The organism is Paracoccus jiaweipingae (assembly GCF_044335505.1).
Classification (GTDB): Bacteria; Pseudomonadota; Alphaproteobacteria; order Rhodobacterales; family Rhodobacteraceae; genus Paracoccus.
Genome location: NZ_JBISBS010000003.1, coordinates 155756 through 173326 on the forward strand (window position 1 = coordinate 155756; position 17571 = coordinate 173326).

A 17571-nucleotide genomic window follows, 5' to 3' on the forward strand; every position below is an offset into this window, starting at 1 on the left:
AGCGTCATGGCCGTCTCTACGCCCGTTTGCGATTTTGGTGCCCCGGCGCCCGATTTCGATCTGCCCAATCCCGATGGCGGTCGCGTCCGCTTGGCCGATATTGCCGGTCCCAATGGCACGCTGGTGATGTTCATCTGCAATCATTGTCCTTACGTTCAGGCGGTTATGGACCGGATCGTGCGCGATGCGCGCGACCTTCAGGCGGCGGGCATCGGGGTTGTGGCGATCTCGTCCAATGACGTGACCGAATACCCGCAGGACAGCCCGCAGAACATGGCGGCCGAGGCCCGGCGCCATGGCTTTACCTTTCCTTATCTGTATGACCAGACACAGGATGTCGCGCGCGCCTTCGGGGCGCAATGCACGCCTGACTTCTTTGGCTATAACGCTGATGGGCAGCTGCAATATCGTGGCCGGCTGGATGCGTCGGGCCGCACGCCCGGACCGGCGGATGCCCGGCGCGAGCTGTACGAGGCCATGTTGCAGATTGCCCGCACCGGCCACGGCCCGCGCGATCAGGTGCCTTCCATGGGCTGTTCCATCAAGTGGATCGCATGAAACCCGCGCTGTTATTCGACCTTGACGGCACGCTGATCGACAGCGCGCCCGACATTCATGCCAGCGTCAATGCGGTGCTGCGTGACAAGGGCCTGCAACCGCTGTCCTTTGACCTGATCCGCAGCTTTATCGGCGGCGGCGTTCCGGTGCTGTGGCAACGGGTGCTGGCACATCTGGGGATCGGCGCCGATCAGCGCGCGGCTTTTGTCGCGCCCTTCATGGCGCGCTATGAAACCGCCACGGCGCTGACGCGGCTTTATCCGCATGTGCTTGAAACGCTTGGCGTTCTGGCCGATGCCGGTTATCCGCTGGCGCTGTGCACCAATAAGCCACAGGCGCCGACGCGGCATCTTCTGGACCATTTCGGGCTGGCCGCGCTGTTTGGCAGCGTGGTCTGCGGCGACACCCTGCCCCAGCGCAAGCCAGACCCGGCCATGCTGATGCTGGCGCAGCGCGAATTGGGTGCCGATAATGCGCTGTTCATCGGTGACAGCGAAATCGACGCAGCCGCTGCGCAAAACGCCGACATGCCGTTGTTTTTATTTACAAAAGGCTATCGCCGCGGGGCCATCGCGGCCATGCCGCATCAGGCCGCTTTCGACGATTTCGCTGACCTTCCCGCGTTGATTGACGCATTCAGCCCTTGAAATATCCGTCATTCGCCGGAATAAAAACCGCCTGACCCGTATCGGAGCGTGACATGGACATCCGCCAACTGACCCCGGATCTGGCCGTTGGCCCGCAAATCACCCCGCAGGATGTTGCGGCGCTGGCCGAAGCCGGGTTCCGCACCCTGATCAATAACCGCCCGGATGACGAGGTCACGCCCGACCTGTCCAGCGCTGCAATACAGGCGGCGGCCAGCGCGGCGGGGATGGATTACCACTATATCCCGTTTCCGCCCGGTCAGATCACCCCGGATATGGTGGCGGCCACGGCGCGGGCCTTGCAGGGCGCGCATCCGGTCATGGCCTATTGCCGGTCCGGCAATCGCAGCACCGTGCTGTGGGCCTTGTCCGAGGCCGACCGCCGCCCAAGCGCCGAACTGGCCGAGATCGCGGCGCGGGCCGGTTATGACCTGTCGCCGGTCATGCCGCTGATCGGGGCGCTGGCCCGTCAGCCCGGATAACCACCCTGCCCCTGACCACCCCGCCCCGGCGATGCCGCGCCCCTGACGCGGCCCGCCATGGTGCTGGTCTGGCTGCGGTCAGGCCGCAACCCCCAGCGCGCGTTTGACATTCGCGGTCCAGCCCAACAGCCGCAGATCGCCCGCCGCAATGGCCGGACGTTTCATCAGCGAGGGCTTGTTCATGATCTGCGTCACCGGGTCAGCCGCGCGTTCGGCATCCGACATGCCGCGCCAGGTCAGGCTGGCCCGGTTCACCAGCTTGTCGCCATAATCGGCCAGCATCTGGTCAAGCTGGTCCTTTGCAAGCGGCGTGTCGCGCACATCCACGAAATCGACCGCCCAACCGGCATCGCGCAAGGCCGCTTCCGCCTTCTGGCAGGTCGAGCATTTGCGCAGCCCATACATTATCAGCGTTTTTTCAGACATTTCCGGTCCTTTCAGATCAGCGGCACCAGCGGGACATTACACCCCGCCAGCGCCAGAATGGCCATGATGGCAACCCATTTCATGCTTTCCCCCTTGCCTGTTTTTCCCCGTCGCGGATCTTGGCCGCCAGGTCGCGGGCGATGGCGAAACTGCCCTTGATACGGTCGCTGTCCGACCCCCAGTCGCGGCGGATGACGATCTTGTTGTCCTGAACCTTCGCCGTGCCGCGCTGTTCGGTCAGGTATTCGACCAGCCCGGCGGGGTTGGGGAATTTATCCATGTGGAACTGAACCGTGGCGCCTTTCGGTCCGGCATCCAGCCGCGCGATATTGGCGCGTTTCGCCATCGCCTTGATGCGGATCACCAGCAGCAATGTGTTCACCTCGCGCGGGAGGGGGCCGAAACGGTCGATCAGCTCGGCGGCAAAGCCCTCCAGCTCGACCTTGGTGGTCAGGCTGGAGAGGCGCCGGTAAAGCCCCAGACGGACATCGAGGTCCGGGACGTAACCCTCTGGAATCGTGACCGGAACGCCAAGGTTCAGGGTCGGCGCCCATTCATCCTCGGGGGTGCCCTCAATCTCGCCGGATTTCAGCTTGGCGATGGTTTCCTCAAGCATCTGCTGATACAGTTCGAACCCGACCTCTTTGATATGGCCGGACTGTTCCTCGCCCAACAGATTGCCGGCACCGCGAATATCCATGTCCTGCGATGCCAGATTAAATCCGGCCCCCAAGCCGTCGATATTGCCCAGAAATTTCAGTCGCCGCATCGCCTGTGGTGTCAGTGGCGCGCGCGGTTTCGTGGTCAGGTAACAATAGGCCCGCGCCCGTGAACGCCCGACCCGGCCGCGGATCTGGTAAAGCTGCGCCAGCCCGAACATATCGGCCCGCCACACCACCATCGTGTTGGCGCTGGGAATATCCAGCCCGCTTTCGACAATCGTGGTCGCCAACAGCACGTCGTGGCTGCCATCGTAAAAGGCGTTCATCCGCTGGTCCAGATCGCCCGCCGCCAGCTGGCCATGGGCGGTGATCACGCTGACCTCGGGGACGTGTTCGGCCAGCCAGTCCTGCACCTCGGGCAGATCGGCCAGACGCGGCACCACAAAGAAGGACTGCCCGCCGCGGTATTTTTCCCGCAGCAGCGCCTCGCGGATGGTGACGCTGTCAAATTCCGACACATAGGTGCGGATCGCCAGACGGTCGACCGGGGGCGTGCCGATAACCGACAGATCGCGCACCCCGGTCAGCGACAGTTGCAGCGTGCGCGGAATCGGCGTCGCGGTCAGGGTCAGGACGTGGATGTCGCTGCGCATTTCCTTCAGCCGCTCCTTATGGGCGACGCCGAAATGCTGTTCCTCGTCGATAATCAGCAGGCCAAGGTCATGAAACCGCACCTGTTTGGCCAGCACGGCATGGGTGCCGACCACGATATCGACACTGCCATCGGCCAGCCCCTGCCGGGTGGCGCTGGCCTCTTTGGCGGGAATGAACCGCGACAGGCCGCGCACCGTCATCGGCGTGGCCCGGAACCGTTCGGCAAAGCTTCGGTAATGCTGACGCGCCAGCAGCGTGGTCGGCGCCACCACCGCCACCTGCTTGCCCTGACTGGCGACGATATAGGCGGCGCGCATCGCGACCTCGGTCTTGCCAAAGCCGACATCGCCCACGATCAGCCGGTCCATCGGGCGACCGGCGGCCAGATCCTCGGTCACGTCCTCGATCGCGGCCATCTGGTCGTCGGTTTCGGTATAGGGGAAGCGGGCGGAAAACGCCTCCCATTCGTGATGGGCGGGTTCCAGAACCGGGGCGGCGCGCAGGGCGCGCTCGGCCGCGATGCGCATCAGCTTGTCGGCAATGCGGCGGATGCGTTCCTTCAGCCGCGCCTTGCGGGCCTGCCACGCCCCGCCCCCCAGCTTGTCCAGCAGCCCCTCTTCATGGCCGTATCGCGACAACAGTTCGATATTCTCGACCGGCAGGAACAGGCGGTCGCCGCCGGCATATTCCAGCGCCACGCAATCATGCGGAACACCTGCGGCGGTGATGGTTTCCAGCCCGGTATAGCGCCCGATGCCATGTTCGACATGCACCACCAGATCGCCGGGTGTCAGGCTGGTGGTGTCTTGCAGAAAATTCTCGGCGCGGCGGCGCTTGCGCGCCCCCCGGATCAGCCGGTCCCCCAGCACATCCTGTTCCGAGATCACCACCAGCGGCACCGCGCCCACGGCCTGACCGCGCGCCTCGAAGCCCTCTTCCAGCGGCCAGACGGTCAGCGCCAGCGCCCCCGCCTTGCCCGGCAGGTCGCGCATGGTGGCGATCTGGCTGGCGCCGGTGATCCCCTCGTCGGCCAGCAGCCCCGCCAGCCGGTCGCGCGCCCCGTCCGAAAAGCTGGCGATCACCACCTGCCCGGTTTTCAGGTGGTGCCGGACATGATCGGCCAAAGCCCCGAACAGGTTCAGCTGTTCGGCCTGACGTTCCGGGGCGAAACTGCGCCCGCCCTTGCCGCCGGCATCCAGCACCCCCGGACCCGGCGGCTGCGCCAGGGCCGACAGGCGCAGCACCCGCCGGTGCGACAGCCAGCCCGCCCATTCGTCCCCATCCGCGAACAGCGCCGCGGGGGGGACCGGTTTGTAAACGGTGTCGGCGCGGTTTTTATGTGTCAGCGCCTCGCGCCGGGCGTCATATTGTTCGGTGATGGTTTCCCATTTGGCACGGCGGACCTGATCCAGATGATCATCCAGCATCACGCTGGCCTGCGGCAGGTAATCGAACAGGCTGTCCATGCGGTCGTGAAACCACGGCAGCCAATGTTCCATCCCCGCCATCTTGCGCCCGGCGCTGACCGATTCATACAGCGGGTCCGCCGCCCCCGCGCCAAAGGCCGCGCGATAGGACTGGCGGAAACGGGTGATCGCGTCCTCGTCCAGAATGACCTCGGACATGGGGGCCAGATCGACGGCATCCAGCTTTTCGACGGTGCGCTGGGTCTCGGGGTCGAACCGCCGCGCCCCGTCCAGCACATCGCCAAACAGGTCCAGCCGCACCGGCCCGCCGCCACCGGGGGAAAAGATGTCGATAATGCCGCCGCGAATGGCGTAATCGCCCGGCTCGGTCACGGTGGGGCTTTGGGCGAAACTCATCCGCGCCAGATAAGCGCGCAGCGCCCCCTCGTTCACGCGCTGGCCGACGCGGGCGGAAAAGCTGGCCCCAGCAACCGTGTCACGCGGCGGCACCCGCTGGATCGCCGCCGACAGCGTGGTCAGCAAAATGAACGGCCCGCTGAACGCGCCCTGCGCCAACCCCGCCAGCACCGCCATGCGCGCCGCCTGAAGCGAGGCCGAGGGCGAGACCCGGTCATAAGGCGTCGTGTCCCATGCCGGAAAGTCCACCACCACCGCATCGGGGGCGAAAAACGCCAGCGCCTGCCGCATGGCGGCCATGCGGCGGTCATCGCGGGCAATGTGAATGACCGGCTGGCCACGGGACAGTTCGCGCGCCAGCAGCGCGGCGTCAAATCCCTCGGGGGCGCCGGAAAGGGTCAGGTGGTCGGGGGCTTGGGCATATGTCGCAGGCATGAGGGATCAGATAGCGCAGCGCCGCGCAAGGTCAAGCAAGCTTACAGCCCGAACGGGTGCATGATCTGCCAGATCGTGCCCCACAGCGCACTGACCGACACCGCCAGCACCGAAATCACCGTCAGCCAGATCCGATAGGCACGCATCTGCCCGGCGATCCGCATCGCCGCCTGCGCCGGATCGGCCTGACCAGCCAGCACCGCCGCCATGACCGGCGCCAGCCTGCGCGCCAGCCACAGCCGCAGCACCTGCACCAGCGCGAAAGGCACCGCGATCAGCGCCATTTCCTGCCCGTAAACCCAGCCAAGCACCACCAGACCGGCCAGCGCGAAACTGGCCAGCGCGGTCAGCACCGGGCCTTCGGCCCCACCCGGACGCCAGCGCGGCAGGGTCAGCGACAGCCAGTCCAGCAACAGCGCCGCCTGCCGGGGCATACTGCCCTGCGGCGCCACCCGCAGCGCCTGCCGCGCCCGCGCGATCACATCCCACGGCACCCCCAGAACGCTGCGTCCGGCCAGTGTCCACAGGCTGACCACCGCCAGCCAATACCAGACCGACCCAAAGCTGCGGCTGCCCAACAGCGCCCAAAACCCGTCGATCTGTGGCATTGCCGCCCCCTGTTGCCTTATCCGCGCCCGCGCCGGCGCGCCCTGTGACCGCGACGGGTCCTGCCCGCGCCCTGCACTAACACCGCCCCGGCGCGATGCAAATCCCCGCCCGGCCCCGCTGCCAGTGCCAGTGCCAGCGCCATCCTTGCAGGGCCGAAGCTGCGGGTCTAGGTTGCGCCAAACAGCAGAAAGGCACCCCCATGGCCACGCCCATCGTCGCCCCCTTCCCCGCCACGCGTCTGCGCCGCCTGCGCCGCACCCCGGCCCTGCGCGCCATGACCGCCGAGGTGAACCTGACCGCCGCCAACCTGATCTGGCCGGTTTTCGTCACCGAGATCGAGGGCGGCGCCGGCGAGGTCACCTCGATGCCGGGGGTGCAGCGGCTGACGCTGGACGGGGTGCGGCGGGCGGCGGAACGTGCGGCCAGCCTGAATATCCCCGCGATCTGTATCTTTCCCCATGCCGATCCCGACCGCAAGAACGAGACCTGCGAACGTGCCTGGGACCCCGACAATATCGGCAACCGTGCCATCCGCGCGGTGAAAGAGGTCGCGCCCGAGCTGACCGTGATGACCGATATCGCGCTGGACCCCTATAACGTGAACGGCCATGACGGGCTGGTGCGCGACGGGGTGATCCTGAATGACGAAACCGTCGAATGTCTGGTCCGCATGGCCCTGGCGCAGGCACAGGCGGGGGCCGATATTCTGGGGCCGTCGGACATGATGGACGGCCGCATCGCGGCGCTGCGCGGGGCGCTGGAACGCGAAGGCCACAAGGATGTCGCGATCATGTCCTATGCGGCGAAATATGCCAGCGCGTTTTATGGTCCGTTCCGCGATGCGGTCGGGGCCTCGGGGCGGCTGGTGGGTGACAAGAAAACCTATCAGATCAACCCCGCCAACCGTGACGAGGCCCTGCGCTGTGTCGCCCGCGATCTGGCCGAGGGCGCCGATATGGTCATGGTCAAGCCGGGGATGCCCTATCTGGATATCTGCCGCATGGTCCGCGACCAGTTCGCCGCGCCGACATTCGCCTATCAGGTCAGCGGCGAATACGCGATGATCGAAGGCGCCATCCGCAATGGCTGGCTGTCGCGCGACGTGATGATCGAAAGCCTGCTGGCCTTCCGCCGCGCCGGTTGCGACGGGGTGCTGACCTATTTCGCTCCCGAAGTGGCCCAGATGCTGGCCTGACCGGTCAATTTGACCTATCGTGCCGGAAAAAGAAGCAACATTCAGGGACCGGATGACCATGACCAGCACCTTCTTGACCCGCCGCGGCTTTCTGGCCGCCAGCGCCGCAACGGCCGGTCTGGCGGCCTGTGGCGATCAGGCCATCAGCTTTGACGGCACTGGCCGCATCGACGCCCGCGTCAACGCCATCCACGCACAGCTGTTGCGCAGCGTGCCAACGGCGCAGGGGCTGATCGGCAATGCCAAAGGGGTGCTGTATATGCCGCTGGTCACCGAGGCCGGATTTGGCGTCGGCGGCGCCTATGGCGAGGGCGCGCTGCGGATCGCCGGGGCGACGGTCGATTATTATTCCGCCAGCAAGGCCAGCGTCGGGTTTCAGGCCGGGGCACAGCAATATGCCCATGTTCTGGTGTTCCAGACCGATGCCGCACTGGCCGATTTCCGGCGTCTGCCGGGCTGGGTCGCGGGGGCCGGGGCCTATTACACCCTGCCGGCCACCGGCCAGGAATTCGCCACGGACAGCCTGACCACGCAATACCCTGTGGTGGCGATGATCTTTGGCCAGTCGGGGCTGATGGCCGGCGCCGCGATCGAGGGCACCAAATACACCCGCATCCACCCCTCGGCCTCGGGGTGGAAACTGGCCATGCCGCAATGGCGCGGGCCGCAACCCGCCGCACAGCCGAAATGACGAAAGGGGCCGCAAGGCCCCTTTTCCCAACCCGCGATCACGGCCCCGGCAGCGATCAACTGCCGTGGATGATACGCACATAATTGGTGGTTTCGCGATAGGGCGGCACACCGCCATATTTCGCCACCGCCCCCGGCCCGGCATTATAGGCCGCAAGGGCCAGTCGCCAACTGCCGAACTGGTTATACATCATCCGCAGATAACGCGCACCGCCATGCAGGTTCTGCACCGGATCGCTGGCATTCACCCCCAGCTTGGCCGCTGTGCCGGGCATCAGCTGCGCCAGACCGCGCGCGCCCTTGTGGCTGCGGGCATTGGGGTTCCAGCCCGATTCCTGCTGGACCAGCCGCAGGAACAGATCCTCGGGGACGCCATATTTGCGCGCCGCGGCACGGGCATGGGGCATATAGGCGCTTTTGCGGCCGCGATAGACGGGGATGCGTTCGCTCAGCTGGATGGTCACCGACCGGTCGGCACCGCCCGGTTGCAGCCGGGCCGAGCGCTGATATTGCTTGGACAGACGGTTGTCGATCAGCCGGGTCTGGCGCTCGAACTGGGCCGCGCGCGATTTGCTGGACGCCCCTGCCAGCCGCAAACCATCCGCCTGAACCGGCGCGGCCAGCGCCAGCGCCAGAACGACCCCAACCCCGGCTTTCAGAATCCCGGCTTTCAGAACATGACGCAATCCCGGTGCGGTCATCAGCTTCATCTGCTGCCCCTCTTCGCCTTTGCGATCTTTTGGCAACAGCATACACAAAACCGCCGCCGGGAAAAGCGCCGCGATGCGCCGCCTCGCATGGCTGCTGGCATGGGCGGATTCCCGCCTGCCCCGGCGGGGCTTGCGGCCCGCCCGTCCGCCGCGTTATCAGATATGCCCAACAGCCCAAGACAAAGGACAGACAATGGCAGGTTCCGTCAACAAGGTGATCCTGATCGGCAATCTGGGTCAGGACCCTGAAATCCGCAGCTTCCAGAATGGCGGCAAGGTGGCGAATCTGCGCGTGGCCACCTCCGAGACCTGGAAAGACCGCAACACCGGCGAACGCCGCGAACGCACCGAATGGCACCGCGTGGCCATCATGTCCGAAGGGCTGGTGAATGTGGTCGAGCGATTCCTGAAAAAAGGCAGCAAGGTCTATCTGGAAGGCCAGCTTGAAACCCGCAAATGGCAGGACCAGTCCGGTCAGGACCGTTATACGACCGAAATCGTGCTGCGCGGTTTCAACAGCGCGCTGGTCATGCTTGATGGCCGAGGCGAAGGTGGCGGCGGCAGCGGGTCGCGCGGCGGCCAGTCTGGCGGCTATGGCGACAATTTCGGCGGCGGCGATTACGGCAGCCCCTCGGGCGGTCAGCAAAGCGGCGCAAGCCGCGCCGATTTCGACGACGATATCCCGTTCTGATCACCGCAATCTGATCACTGCAAAAGGGGCGCCCGGTGCGCCCCTTTTCACCCTGACGGGCCTCTTCGTTGCGCAAATACCCCGGGGTCCGGGGCAGCGCCCCGGATCAGCCCAGCAGACGCCCTTTCAGGGAATTGGGCGCGCTTTCCAAAATCTCGACCCGCACCAGATCACCGATCTGTGCCTGTGGCGCCTCGACAAACACCGAATGCAGGTAATCCGACTTGCCGACCATCTGCCCCGGCAGGCGGCCCGGTTTTTCGAACAACACCCCCAGACGGCGCCCGACCATGCTTTCCTGCGCCGCGCGCTGCTGACGCGACAGCAGCGCCTGCAATTCCTGTAACCGCGCATCGGCCACGGCATCCGCAACCCCGTCACGATCCGCCGCCGGGGTGCCCGGACGCGGCGAATATTTGAAACTGAACGCGGTGCCAAAGCCCACCTGTTCAATCAGGCGCAGCGTATCGGCATGGTCGGCATCGGTTTCGCCCGGAAAGCCGACGATGAAATCGCTGGTCAGCAAAATGTCAGGCCGCGCCGCCCTGATGCGGTCGATCAGCCGCAGGTAATCGGCGGCGGTATGCTTGCGGTTCATTGCCTTCAGAATGCGGTCCGACCCCGATTGCACCGGCAGATGCAGATAGGGCATCAGCTTGGGCTCGTCACCATGCGCGGCAATCAGGTCATCGGCCATGTCATTGGGGTGACTGGTGGTATAGCGAATGCGGTCCAGCCCCTCGATCGCCGCCAGCTGCCGGATCAGGCGGCCAAAGCCCCATTCGCCGCCTTCCGGTCCCTGCCCGTGCCAGCCATTGACGTTCTGCCCCAGCAAGGTGATCTCGCGCACGCCGCGCGCCACCAGATCGCGGGCCTCGCGCAGAATGCGGTCGACGGGGCGGCTGACCTCGGCGCCGCGGGTATAGGGCACGACGCAAAAGGCGCAGAACTTGTCACAGCCCTCTTGCACGGTCAGAAACGCGGCGGGGGCGCGGCGGGTGGCCTTGGACTGGGGCAGATGCTCGAACTTGTCATCGGCGGGGAATTCGGTCAGCACCTTCGGGCCGTCACCGCGCGCCATCGCCGGCAACCGGTGATACACCTGTGGCCCCACCACCAGATCGACCAGCGGCATCCGGTTGACGATTTCCTGACCCTCGGCCTGCGCCACGCAACCGGCCACGGCGATTTTCAGATCCGGCTTTTCGGCCTTCAGCGGTTTCAGCCGGCCAAGGTCGGAATACAGCTTTTCCGCCGCTTTCTCTCGGATGTGACAGGTGTTCAGCAACACCATATCGGCCTGCGCCTGATCATCGGTCAGCACATACCCTTCGGCGCCCATGGCCTCGGCCATGCGCTCGCTGTCATAGACGTTCATCTGGCAACCATAGGTCTTGATGAACAGCTTTTTCGGGCCGCTTGCATCCGTCATCTTGCGCCTTTCCGGGTGGGTTGGCGGGGCTTTTAACGCAAAGCGGATGCAAAGCAAAGCCACCCTGCCCTTCATCCTGGCCCAAATATCCCGGGGGTCCGGGGGCTGCCCCTGGGGGGGATCGGAATAAATTGGAATGGTGAGCCCTCGATGAATTTGAATGGGTGATCGGGCTCATCATGCGAAGCGCCGTAAATGTGGGCGATCCTGACTGGCGGCGATTTTGGCGCTGATCGCAAGAGCGGAACAAATTGCGTTTGAATATCGCCGCTCGATGGCCGCGATCTGCCAAACCTGGACGCAATGCGTCACCATTCGTGCATAGAGGCCACGACGCGACCGATGATATCGACCTCCTCGGTTGGGCCGATGTCCACCGCGCGCACCTGGCGTGGCGGGTAAATCGTGTTGTTGCTGATCAAGGCAATCGTCTCTCGGTCGATGCGCTGCATGTTCTTCACCACCAACTCCTCGCCCAGGCGCAAAACATAGGTGTTGCCATCGGTGGGATCGGTCTGGGCGCGGTCGATCAAGATCAGATCGCCAGCGGAAAGACGGGGTTCCATGCTGTCGCCGCGCACTTCGATCACGTTGAGCATCTTGTGATCCAGGTGCCGCCGCTTGATCCATTTCAGGCTGAATGCATAGTAGCTGACATCGAGATAATCGCCCGCGATAGCCCCTGGGCCAGCCGATGCGGAAACAGTGTATCTCGGAATTGGAACAAATTGGGAGACCGTTTCGGCCTCATCCGGGTTGCTCGACCCCACCCCAAAAAACCAATTTGGCTCGATCCCAAATGTGCCTATTAGAGACGAGACGAACGAGAAAGATGGCTCTTTGCGCCCCGTCTCGATGCTCGCAAGGTAACTTCGACTGACCTCCATCTGATCGGCAAACTCTTGTTGTGAAAGGTTTTTGTTTGACCTGATGAGCCGCACGCGCTCACCGAATTCAGAAATTGTTTTCATAGGGCACACTTTTGGCTTGACTTGTTTTCTTGGGTAACAATACATTGTTGCTATAGGGCACAACAAGATGTTGCTACAGGAGACAATATGCCAGTCAAAAACAAAATGTTCCAGCCCGGACTTGTCCTTTATGAGGTTGTCCTTGGGGCTTTCAAGGCGAGCGGCACACCCTTCGAGCAGTGGTGCAAAGCCAATGATATCAGCGGAAACACGGCGCGGAACGCCCTCAAGGGCGTTTATACTGGCCCGACCGGGCAGGAGGTTCTTGATCGCCTGATCGAAGGCGCTGGTGCCGATGTGGTCGAGGTGGCCTACCGGGCGCGCATCGCCCGCCATGCTGAGCAGCTCAAGGGCGCGGCGGCATGATCGGGCGGCAAAAGCAATTCGAGGTGGCGCAGCGCGCCGCCGCCGAGGAGGCCCTGCGCGGCCTGTCCGACAAGGACAAGGTGCATTTCGCGCTCAAGCTGATCCTTGACACCACGGACGGGCAAGCGGCTGGCGCGCTGTCTTTCGCGGCCAACCGGATCACCGAGCACGCACATATCCTCATGCGCGAAGCCTTTGAGCGGGAGTGCGGATGATGCGCGTGATCCCGGATCATATCGAGAATGCCTCATTCGAGGCCCATATGGCGGCGGCGGAAAAGATCGCGGCGGCGCTGGGCGTCGAGCGGGCCAAGCCGGGCGATGTGGCCCTGGCATTGGCGCATGCCTATGGCGAGGCGCTTGGCCTCTACGCCATGACGGGTGCCGCGAGCGATCAGCTTGAGGCGCTGGGCCGTGCGGCCTTGCGCGCCACGCAAGGCATGGTGTCGCGCATCCAGGCAAGCGATTGCGAGGGATCGGCATGAGCGCGCCCCAGGTGACAGTGGCCCGAGAGGGATCTGGCTGGATCGTCCGTAAAGACGGGGAAAAGGTCTATGGAGCCGTGAGCGCGCGCTGGCGCGCCGAGGAGGCCCGTGACCGGATCGAGCGTGAGGCGCGCCGCAAGCGCCACCCCTGCATCACCTGTGGCGACATTTTCACAAGCGACGGGCCGGGCAACCGCATGTGCGGGAAGTGCCGGGCCAATTCAACCGCGATCTTCGATGGGGCGGTGTGATGGCTGGGAAGGTGCGGGTTCATCCGAGGGCATATGAGCTTTTGGCTCACAACGTCCACGCGCGCGTTGATAACACGATGCGGGATGTGATCGGCATCAAGCCGACGAATGAGATGGTTGCCGAGGTTCTCGCCGATGCGCTGGGATATGCGCTGGCGATGTGTGCCCTGGATCGTATCGACCAGGCGAGCCTCGATCAAATCTCAGCCCGCACCCCGGAATACTACCGAAAAACACTCGCACCATTCTTCGAGCGGATGGGGGGATGAAATGGGGCAGGTTTTGAGGAAAGAGCAAGATTTTTCGGCGAGAACCGACCTTGCGTTAGCGATGCAGGACAATGTGCCTAACGCAAAGGCAAACGCAACACTAACGCAAGACGATTTGTGGATTTCGAGCGCGGCTCTTTCGGAGTTGGCTGGATGCCCCCTGAGGACCGCGCAGCATGCCCTAAAGGTCCGCAAATTTGATGGCGATGAGGTAACCGTCAAAACGGTCTCCTCGAATGTTGGGCGTGGCGGCAAGATGCTGTTGGTCTTGGTCGATAGCCTTTCCGATGATTTGCGCGAGCGGTGGTATGCCCAGCATGGGATCAAGCTGCATGAGAAGGTGGACCCGGAAACGGGCGAGGTGCGCCATGTCCCAGATGAGAATTTCCAACACGATGCGGATTTCGAGGAGCGGCACCGCCTGGCCGAATGGCGGCGCGATCTGATCAAGCCCGTCACCCGCCTCCCTAAAGGATCGGCGGATCGCGCGGCGCTGATCAAAGAGCTGGCCGAGGTGACCCACCGTTTCCCCAATGGTGAGCGCAAGGCAGTTACGCCCCAGACCCTCTATAACTGGGTGAAGGCCTATGAGAGCGATGGCACCTATGGCCTTATGCGCAAGCGCCGCTCTGACACCGGGGCCAAGCGCACGGGCATCACGCGCGCCTGGGATGGCTTCTTTGCCCCGCATATTGATGAGACCACGCATAATGATGTGGCCGATGAGATCACCCGCTATATCCGCTCGCTCTGGGGTGCCGGTGAGCGTGGCTGGCGCTCGATCTCGGAGAAATCTACCACCAAGCTGATCGAGCTTTCGCGCGATCTGCGCGTGGTGGCCTTTGATGCGCTGGAGCTGGGGCGGTGTGGTGACACGGCACGGGCGGGCACACAATTCGGGCTTTGCCACATCAATCGCCGCATGATCAAGAAGCACCGCGAATACAAGATCATCGCGGTGCAGGCCAAGGATAACGCGACCTTCCAGGATCGCTACATGCCCTCGGTGCGCCGCGACTATGGCAACCTCTTGCCGCGCGAGATCGTGGTGGGTGACGTTCACCCAGTCGATATCATGATGCGCCGCCCCGATGGCACGGTGGTCTATCCCAAGGCGATTGCCTGGTATGATGTGGCCACCAATGAGATGCACATGACCTTTGTGCTCCTGGAGCCCAAGGAAGGCATCCGGCGCGAGCATGTGGCCCAGAGCTTCCAGGCGATGGTGGAGGAATGGGGCCTGCCTCAGATGCTCTATCTCGACAACGGGAGCGAGTATTCCTGGGATGCCATGATCGGCGGATTCACCCAGCTCTCGAAGCTGACCGGCGGCGGGATCAAGGTGTTCGATCTGGATGGCAACCCCGAGGTTGCGGCCCGCGTGGCCGAGGGCCGTGAGGCGGTTGCGCGGTCGCGTCCCTATAACGCGAAGGGCAAGCCGGGTATCGAGGGTGCATTCGGTAACCTGGAGCAAGTCTTTTTCGCAACGATCCCCGGCTGGACCGCTGGCGACCGGATGGCCAAGAAAACCCATGCAAAGGGCAAGGACCCGATTGCCTTCCCAGGCGATGCGCGGGCCTTCCTGGATGAGGCCGGGCGGGCGCTGGATTGGTATCATAAGCGGCCCCAGCACGGGAAGCTCAAGGGCCAGAGCCCTAATGAGGCGCTGCGCGGGTTTATCGATCAGGGCTGGGGCAAGACCGTGCTTTCGCGCCCTGAGGTGCTGGCGCTGGCCTTTGCCGAGGTGGTGGAGCGGGTGCCGGATCGTGGCCGGGTGAGCTACACCCCACGGCGCGGCGAGACGCTCTATTTCTACCACGATGATCTCTTGGGGATTGATCGCCGGATCATCCTGCGCGTGCCCGCCTTCAACCCTGAATTCGTGTTCTGTTTCGACGGCGATGAGCTGATCTGCCAGGCTTTCCCCGAGCGTGCCTTTGGCGTGTTCGATCCGCGTGGGGCCGAGGAGGTCAACCGCCGTGGCAAGGCTTTCCGCCGCCAGATCGCCGAGAAGAAACGCCATGTCGCACTCCTCAGCCTGACCGAGGAGACCGAGCGTCACATCGCCCACATGCCTGATGCACCCGAGGCCCCCGTCGCGGCGGTAGTGGATGCCGGGATCATCGACCGGATGGCCCGCCTGGCGGGCGAGGAGCGCAAGCAGGCGCTCGCCGAGGCCGAGGATTGCAAGAAGCGCCAGGCGGCGCAGCAATGGAAAACCGGCCCGGTGAAGGCCTTGGAAAACTTCAAGTTTGCGGAGGAAGAGCATGACGATTGAATTTGTGGAAACGGCAATGGCGGGCCAGGCGCGCCAGATGTGCGAGGCGGTGATCGCCGCGCCGCGCTATAGCCGCCTTGGTCAACTCACGGGCGATCCTGGCACCGGCAAGACCGCCGCCACCAACTGGCTGGCCAAGGAGATGGGCGCGATCCGCGTGGAAGCCTGGGCCGGGATGAAGGAAAAGACCCTCCTCCAGGAGCTTGCCTATCAGTTCAACAAGGCCGGGCATTCCATCGATGAGAGCGGCACCTCGAACACGCTGATCCAGCGGCTCATCCGGCTCGCGCCAGAAGGCCAGCTCATCATTGTGGATGAGGCTAATCACCTGAAATGGCCCGCCCTGGAGATGCTGCGCTCGATCTCGGATATCGGCGGCGCGGGGCTTGTGATCGCGGGCACCGACCTTCTGGCCAAGAAGTTCACTCACCCGCAAATCCGGGTGTTTCTGGAGCAATTCCGCCAGCGCGTCGGCACCAAGAAGGTGGTGATGCAGCCGGTGACCGAACCCGCCGAGCTTGCCGCCTATGTGCTGGCCCCGCGTTTCGGCCAGATCACCAAGACCAGCGCCAAGGCCTTCCTGCGCAAGACGGGCGGCAACTGGCGTTTCGCGGTCGCGCTCTCGGATGCCTGCGCCCGCCTCATGGAAAACGAGGGGATCACCCAGCTCGATGAGCGGGTGGTTGAAACCGCCGCCGCCTGGATGGCGGGGCAAAGCTAGAGACCCGGTGACGGGCAGGAGGTCGAGCATGGAACAAGAAACCGCAATCGAGATCACGCCAGACACGGTGCTTGCCGTGCTGCGCACGCTGGAGGGCCGCGAGGCGGGCCTGCGCGTGGGTGAGCTGGTGGAGGTGATTACCGGCGAGGAGAGCACGCCCCAGCTTGAGCGGCACCTGCGCCATGTGGTCACCGAGCTGCGCATGCGCGGCCATCCCGCCTGCGCCACCCCCGATGATGGCTATTTCTGGGGCGTCACGCCCGAGGAGGTCTGGGACACGGTGCGCAACCTGACCCGGCGCTCGCTCACCGGCCTCACCCAGGCCAGCCGCATGACGGGCCGCACCGTCCAGGAGCTTGCCGGTCAACTGCAACTGGAGCTGGAGGAGGCTCAATATGAGTGAGGCCCCCTTCACCTATGACCTTTCGGCCAGCGGTGGCCCCGAGCGGATCACCATCGATGAGCTCACCCGCCTGGCGGTGCGCGCCAAGAGCAAGGTCAAAGCCTCGGCGCGCGGCTGGTCGATGCTGAGCCAGATCGAGGTGCTCGCCCTGGCCTGGTTTGCCGATCTGTTTCTGGAGGATGGCGAGCTTGGCCCGTCGCCCCCCGCAAAACCCGAACCCGCAGTGATTTCAAACGTCTGAAAAGGAGAAACCAATGGCGTCACGCAAGATGAAAACCCAGGGCACCAATGTGCCGGTGCCGCAAGACGATAGCGAGGCCCGCGAGGCGATCCGCGAGATCGGCGACCTCAACCGCGAGGTGCTACGCATCGAGGCTGAGATGAATGACAAGATCGCGGCCCTCCAGGAGGAATATGGTGCGCGGGTGGCCCCGCTGCGCGAGAGCGCCACGGCCAAGATCGAAGGGCTGCGCATGTTCGCCGAGGTCAACCGTGATCGGCTGACCCGTGGCGGCAAGGTCAAATTCCACAAGTTCGCAACCGGCGAGATTTCCTGGCGGCTGCGCCCGGCCAAGGTGACGATCCGGGGCAAGGATGCCGTGATCGAAGCGATCAAGGCCGCACGCCTGGGCAAGAAGTTCCTGCGCGTCAAAGAGGACATCAACAAGGAAGCCATGCTCGAAGATCGCGCCACGGCGGCGGCTCTCGCGGGTGTGACCATTGGCTCGGATGGGGAGGATTTCCTGGTGGAACCCTTCGAGACCGAGCTGAAAGAGGCCTCCTGAGGCCATCAACCAAGGCCCGAAAACGGGCG

The 17571-nt window shown here is 64.2% G+C and carries 22 protein-coding genes; 16 read left to right on the forward strand and 6 right to left on the reverse strand.

Features of this window, described 5'->3' with window-relative positions:
* The first annotated feature begins 6 nt into the window (after positions 1-6).
* Genes ACFXP9_RS06905 through ACFXP9_RS06915 form a run of 3 tightly spaced genes read left to right on the forward strand, consistent with a single transcriptional unit; the run spans position 7 to position 1687 of the window.
* A complete protein-coding gene (locus tag ACFXP9_RS06905) occupies positions 7-558 on the forward strand; it encodes a thioredoxin family protein (RefSeq protein WP_397207160.1) in 552 nt (183 codons plus the stop codon).
* Complete coding sequence (gene gph / locus ACFXP9_RS06910; RefSeq protein WP_397207158.1) at positions 555-1205, forward strand: phosphoglycolate phosphatase; 651 nt, start codon at positions 555-557, stop codon at positions 1203-1205. The genes ACFXP9_RS06905 and gph overlap by 4 nt, the downstream gene beginning before the upstream one ends.
* 53 nt (positions 1206-1258) lie before the next feature.
* Entirely contained in the window at positions 1259-1687 is a 429-nt protein-coding gene (locus ACFXP9_RS06915; RefSeq protein ID WP_397207156.1) for a protein tyrosine phosphatase family protein, read from the forward strand.
* 78 nt (positions 1688-1765) lie between these two features.
* Here ACFXP9_RS06915 and ACFXP9_RS06920 read toward each other — a convergent pair whose 3' ends face one another.
* From ACFXP9_RS06920 to ACFXP9_RS06930, 3 genes are all read right to left on the reverse strand, one after another.
* A complete protein-coding gene (locus ACFXP9_RS06920; protein WP_397207153.1) occupies positions 1766-2113 on the reverse strand; it encodes an arsenate reductase family protein in 348 nt (115 codons plus the stop codon).
* A 79-nt stretch (positions 2114-2192) separates the two neighbouring features.
* On the reverse strand, positions 2193-5687 hold the full coding sequence (mfd, locus tag ACFXP9_RS06925; RefSeq protein ID WP_397207151.1) for a transcription-repair coupling factor: 3495 nt from the start codon (positions 5685-5687) through the stop codon (positions 2193-2195).
* 41 nt (positions 5688-5728) lie between these two features.
* Positions 5729-6295, reverse strand: coding sequence for a hypothetical protein (locus ACFXP9_RS06930; RefSeq protein WP_397207149.1), 567 nt, complete (start codon positions 6293-6295; stop codon positions 5729-5731).
* A 200-nt stretch (positions 6296-6495) separates the two neighbouring features.
* Here ACFXP9_RS06930 and hemB point away from each other — a divergent pair, with 200 nt between their 5' ends.
* Together hemB and ACFXP9_RS06940 are read left to right on the forward strand one after the other, a co-directional pair.
* Complete coding sequence (hemB, locus tag ACFXP9_RS06935) at positions 6496-7491, forward strand: porphobilinogen synthase (protein WP_397207147.1); 996 nt, start codon at positions 6496-6498, stop codon at positions 7489-7491.
* Positions 7492-7549: 58 nt separating this feature from the next.
* On the forward strand, positions 7550-8182 hold the full coding sequence (locus tag ACFXP9_RS06940; protein ID WP_397207145.1) for a lipid-binding SYLF domain-containing protein: 633 nt from the start codon (positions 7550-7552) through the stop codon (positions 8180-8182).
* 55 nt (positions 8183-8237) lie between these two features.
* On the opposite strand, the gene ACFXP9_RS06945 is transcribed toward ACFXP9_RS06940, so the two are convergent.
* A complete protein-coding gene (locus tag ACFXP9_RS06945) occupies positions 8238-8882 on the reverse strand; it encodes a lytic transglycosylase domain-containing protein (RefSeq protein WP_397207444.1) in 645 nt (214 codons plus the stop codon).
* Positions 8883-9084: 202 nt separating this feature from the next.
* Here ACFXP9_RS06945 and ssb point away from each other — a divergent pair, with 202 nt between their 5' ends.
* Positions 9085-9582, forward strand: coding sequence for a single-stranded DNA-binding protein (ssb, locus tag ACFXP9_RS06950; RefSeq protein WP_397207143.1), 498 nt, complete (start codon positions 9085-9087; stop codon positions 9580-9582).
* Positions 9583-9688: 106 nt separating this feature from the next.
* Here the strand turns inward: ssb and miaB are convergent, their stop codons facing one another.
* Both miaB and ACFXP9_RS06960 read right to left on the reverse strand, forming a co-directional pair.
* Complete coding sequence (miaB, locus tag ACFXP9_RS06955) at positions 9689-11014, reverse strand: tRNA (N6-isopentenyl adenosine(37)-C2)-methylthiotransferase MiaB (RefSeq protein WP_397207141.1); 1326 nt, start codon at positions 11012-11014, stop codon at positions 9689-9691.
* 308 nt (positions 11015-11322) lie between these two features.
* Positions 11323-11985, reverse strand: a complete 663-nt coding sequence (locus ACFXP9_RS06960; RefSeq protein WP_397210107.1) for an XRE family transcriptional regulator — start codon at positions 11983-11985, stop codon at positions 11323-11325.
* An 87-nt stretch (positions 11986-12072) separates the two neighbouring features.
* On the opposite strand from ACFXP9_RS06960, the gene ACFXP9_RS06965 reads away from it, so the two are divergent.
* Genes ACFXP9_RS06965 through ACFXP9_RS07010 form a run of 10 tightly spaced genes read left to right on the forward strand, consistent with a single transcriptional unit; the run spans position 12073 to position 17542 of the window.
* The gene (locus ACFXP9_RS06965; RefSeq protein ID WP_397207136.1) at positions 12073-12351 is read left to right on the forward strand and encodes a hypothetical protein; all 279 of its coding nucleotides are present in this window, start codon (positions 12073-12075) and stop codon (positions 12349-12351) included.
* Complete coding sequence (locus tag ACFXP9_RS06970) at positions 12348-12566, forward strand: hypothetical protein (protein ID WP_397207134.1); 219 nt, start codon at positions 12348-12350, stop codon at positions 12564-12566. Before ACFXP9_RS06965 ends, ACFXP9_RS06970 begins: the two co-directional genes overlap by 4 nt.
* Complete coding sequence (locus ACFXP9_RS06975) at positions 12563-12835, forward strand: hypothetical protein (RefSeq protein ID WP_397207132.1); 273 nt, start codon at positions 12563-12565, stop codon at positions 12833-12835. Before ACFXP9_RS06970 ends, ACFXP9_RS06975 begins: the two co-directional genes overlap by 4 nt.
* Positions 12832-13086 carry a hypothetical protein gene (locus tag ACFXP9_RS06980; protein ID WP_397210109.1) on the forward strand — a complete coding sequence of 85 codons (255 nt, stop codon included), beginning with the start codon at positions 12832-12834 and terminating at the stop codon, positions 13084-13086. Before ACFXP9_RS06975 ends, ACFXP9_RS06980 begins: the two co-directional genes overlap by 4 nt.
* Positions 13086-13355, forward strand: coding sequence for a hypothetical protein (locus ACFXP9_RS06985; RefSeq protein WP_397207128.1), 270 nt, complete (start codon positions 13086-13088; stop codon positions 13353-13355). The genes ACFXP9_RS06980 and ACFXP9_RS06985 overlap by 1 nt, the downstream gene beginning before the upstream one ends.
* A 1-nt stretch (position 13356) precedes the next feature.
* Positions 13357-15633, forward strand: a complete 2277-nt coding sequence (locus tag ACFXP9_RS06990; RefSeq protein WP_397207126.1) for a hypothetical protein — start codon at positions 13357-13359, stop codon at positions 15631-15633.
* The gene (locus ACFXP9_RS06995) at positions 15623-16354 is read left to right on the forward strand and encodes an AAA family ATPase (RefSeq protein ID WP_397207124.1); all 732 of its coding nucleotides are present in this window, start codon (positions 15623-15625) and stop codon (positions 16352-16354) included. The genes ACFXP9_RS06990 and ACFXP9_RS06995 overlap by 11 nt, the downstream gene beginning before the upstream one ends.
* A 28-nt stretch (positions 16355-16382) precedes the next feature.
* Positions 16383-16757, forward strand: coding sequence for a hypothetical protein (locus ACFXP9_RS07000; protein ID WP_397207122.1), 375 nt, complete (start codon positions 16383-16385; stop codon positions 16755-16757).
* Positions 16750-16998, forward strand: coding sequence for a hypothetical protein (locus ACFXP9_RS07005; protein WP_397207120.1), 249 nt, complete (start codon positions 16750-16752; stop codon positions 16996-16998). Before ACFXP9_RS07000 ends, ACFXP9_RS07005 begins: the two co-directional genes overlap by 8 nt.
* A gap of 13 nt (positions 16999-17011) precedes the next feature.
* The gene (locus tag ACFXP9_RS07010) at positions 17012-17542 is read left to right on the forward strand and encodes a host-nuclease inhibitor Gam family protein (RefSeq protein WP_397207117.1); all 531 of its coding nucleotides are present in this window, start codon (positions 17012-17014) and stop codon (positions 17540-17542) included.
* Positions 17543-17571 lie beyond the last annotated feature (29 nt).

Excerpts from the sequence above, each read along its gene's own strand:
- ACFXP9_RS06905 (WP_397207160.1), top strand. The coding sequence starts at position 7 with ATGGCCGTCTCTACGCCCGTTTGCGATTTTGGTGCCCCGGCGCCCGAT.
- gph (WP_397207158.1), top strand. The coding sequence starts at position 555 with ATGAAACCCGCGCTGTTATTCGACCTTGACGGCACGCTGATCGACAGC.
- ACFXP9_RS06915 (WP_397207156.1), top strand. The coding sequence starts at position 1,259 with ATGGACATCCGCCAACTGACCCCGGATCTGGCCGTTGGCCCGCAAATC.
- ACFXP9_RS06920 (WP_397207153.1), bottom strand. The coding sequence starts at position 2,113 with ATGTCTGAAAAAACGCTGATAATGTATGGGCTGCGCAAATGCTCGACC.
- mfd (WP_397207151.1), bottom strand. The coding sequence starts at position 5,687 with ATGCCTGCGACATATGCCCAAGCCCCCGACCACCTGACCCTTTCCGGC.
- ACFXP9_RS06930 (WP_397207149.1), bottom strand. The coding sequence starts at position 6,295 with ATGCCACAGATCGACGGGTTTTGGGCGCTGTTGGGCAGCCGCAGCTTT.
- hemB (WP_397207147.1), top strand. The coding sequence starts at position 6,496 with ATGGCCACGCCCATCGTCGCCCCCTTCCCCGCCACGCGTCTGCGCCGC.
- ACFXP9_RS06940 (WP_397207145.1), top strand. The coding sequence starts at position 7,550 with ATGACCAGCACCTTCTTGACCCGCCGCGGCTTTCTGGCCGCCAGCGCC.
- ACFXP9_RS06945 (WP_397207444.1), bottom strand. The coding sequence starts at position 8,882 with ATGACCGCACCGGGATTGCGTCATGTTCTGAAAGCCGGGATTCTGAAA.
- ssb (WP_397207143.1), top strand. The coding sequence starts at position 9,085 with ATGGCAGGTTCCGTCAACAAGGTGATCCTGATCGGCAATCTGGGTCAG.
- miaB (WP_397207141.1), bottom strand. The coding sequence starts at position 11,014 with ATGACGGATGCAAGCGGCCCGAAAAAGCTGTTCATCAAGACCTATGGT.
- ACFXP9_RS06960 (WP_397210107.1), bottom strand. The coding sequence starts at position 11,985 with ATGAAAACAATTTCTGAATTCGGTGAGCGCGTGCGGCTCATCAGGTCA.
- ACFXP9_RS06965 (WP_397207136.1), top strand. The coding sequence starts at position 12,073 with ATGCCAGTCAAAAACAAAATGTTCCAGCCCGGACTTGTCCTTTATGAG.
- ACFXP9_RS06970 (WP_397207134.1), top strand. The coding sequence starts at position 12,348 with ATGATCGGGCGGCAAAAGCAATTCGAGGTGGCGCAGCGCGCCGCCGCC.
- ACFXP9_RS06975 (WP_397207132.1), top strand. The coding sequence starts at position 12,563 with ATGATGCGCGTGATCCCGGATCATATCGAGAATGCCTCATTCGAGGCC.
- ACFXP9_RS06980 (WP_397210109.1), top strand. The coding sequence starts at position 12,832 with ATGAGCGCGCCCCAGGTGACAGTGGCCCGAGAGGGATCTGGCTGGATC.
- ACFXP9_RS06985 (WP_397207128.1), top strand. The coding sequence starts at position 13,086 with ATGGCTGGGAAGGTGCGGGTTCATCCGAGGGCATATGAGCTTTTGGCT.
- ACFXP9_RS06990 (WP_397207126.1), top strand. The coding sequence starts at position 13,357 with ATGGGGCAGGTTTTGAGGAAAGAGCAAGATTTTTCGGCGAGAACCGAC.
- ACFXP9_RS06995 (WP_397207124.1), top strand. The coding sequence starts at position 15,623 with ATGACGATTGAATTTGTGGAAACGGCAATGGCGGGCCAGGCGCGCCAG.
- ACFXP9_RS07000 (WP_397207122.1), top strand. The coding sequence starts at position 16,383 with ATGGAACAAGAAACCGCAATCGAGATCACGCCAGACACGGTGCTTGCC.
- ACFXP9_RS07005 (WP_397207120.1), top strand. The coding sequence starts at position 16,750 with ATGAGTGAGGCCCCCTTCACCTATGACCTTTCGGCCAGCGGTGGCCCC.
- ACFXP9_RS07010 (WP_397207117.1), top strand. The coding sequence starts at position 17,012 with ATGGCGTCACGCAAGATGAAAACCCAGGGCACCAATGTGCCGGTGCCG.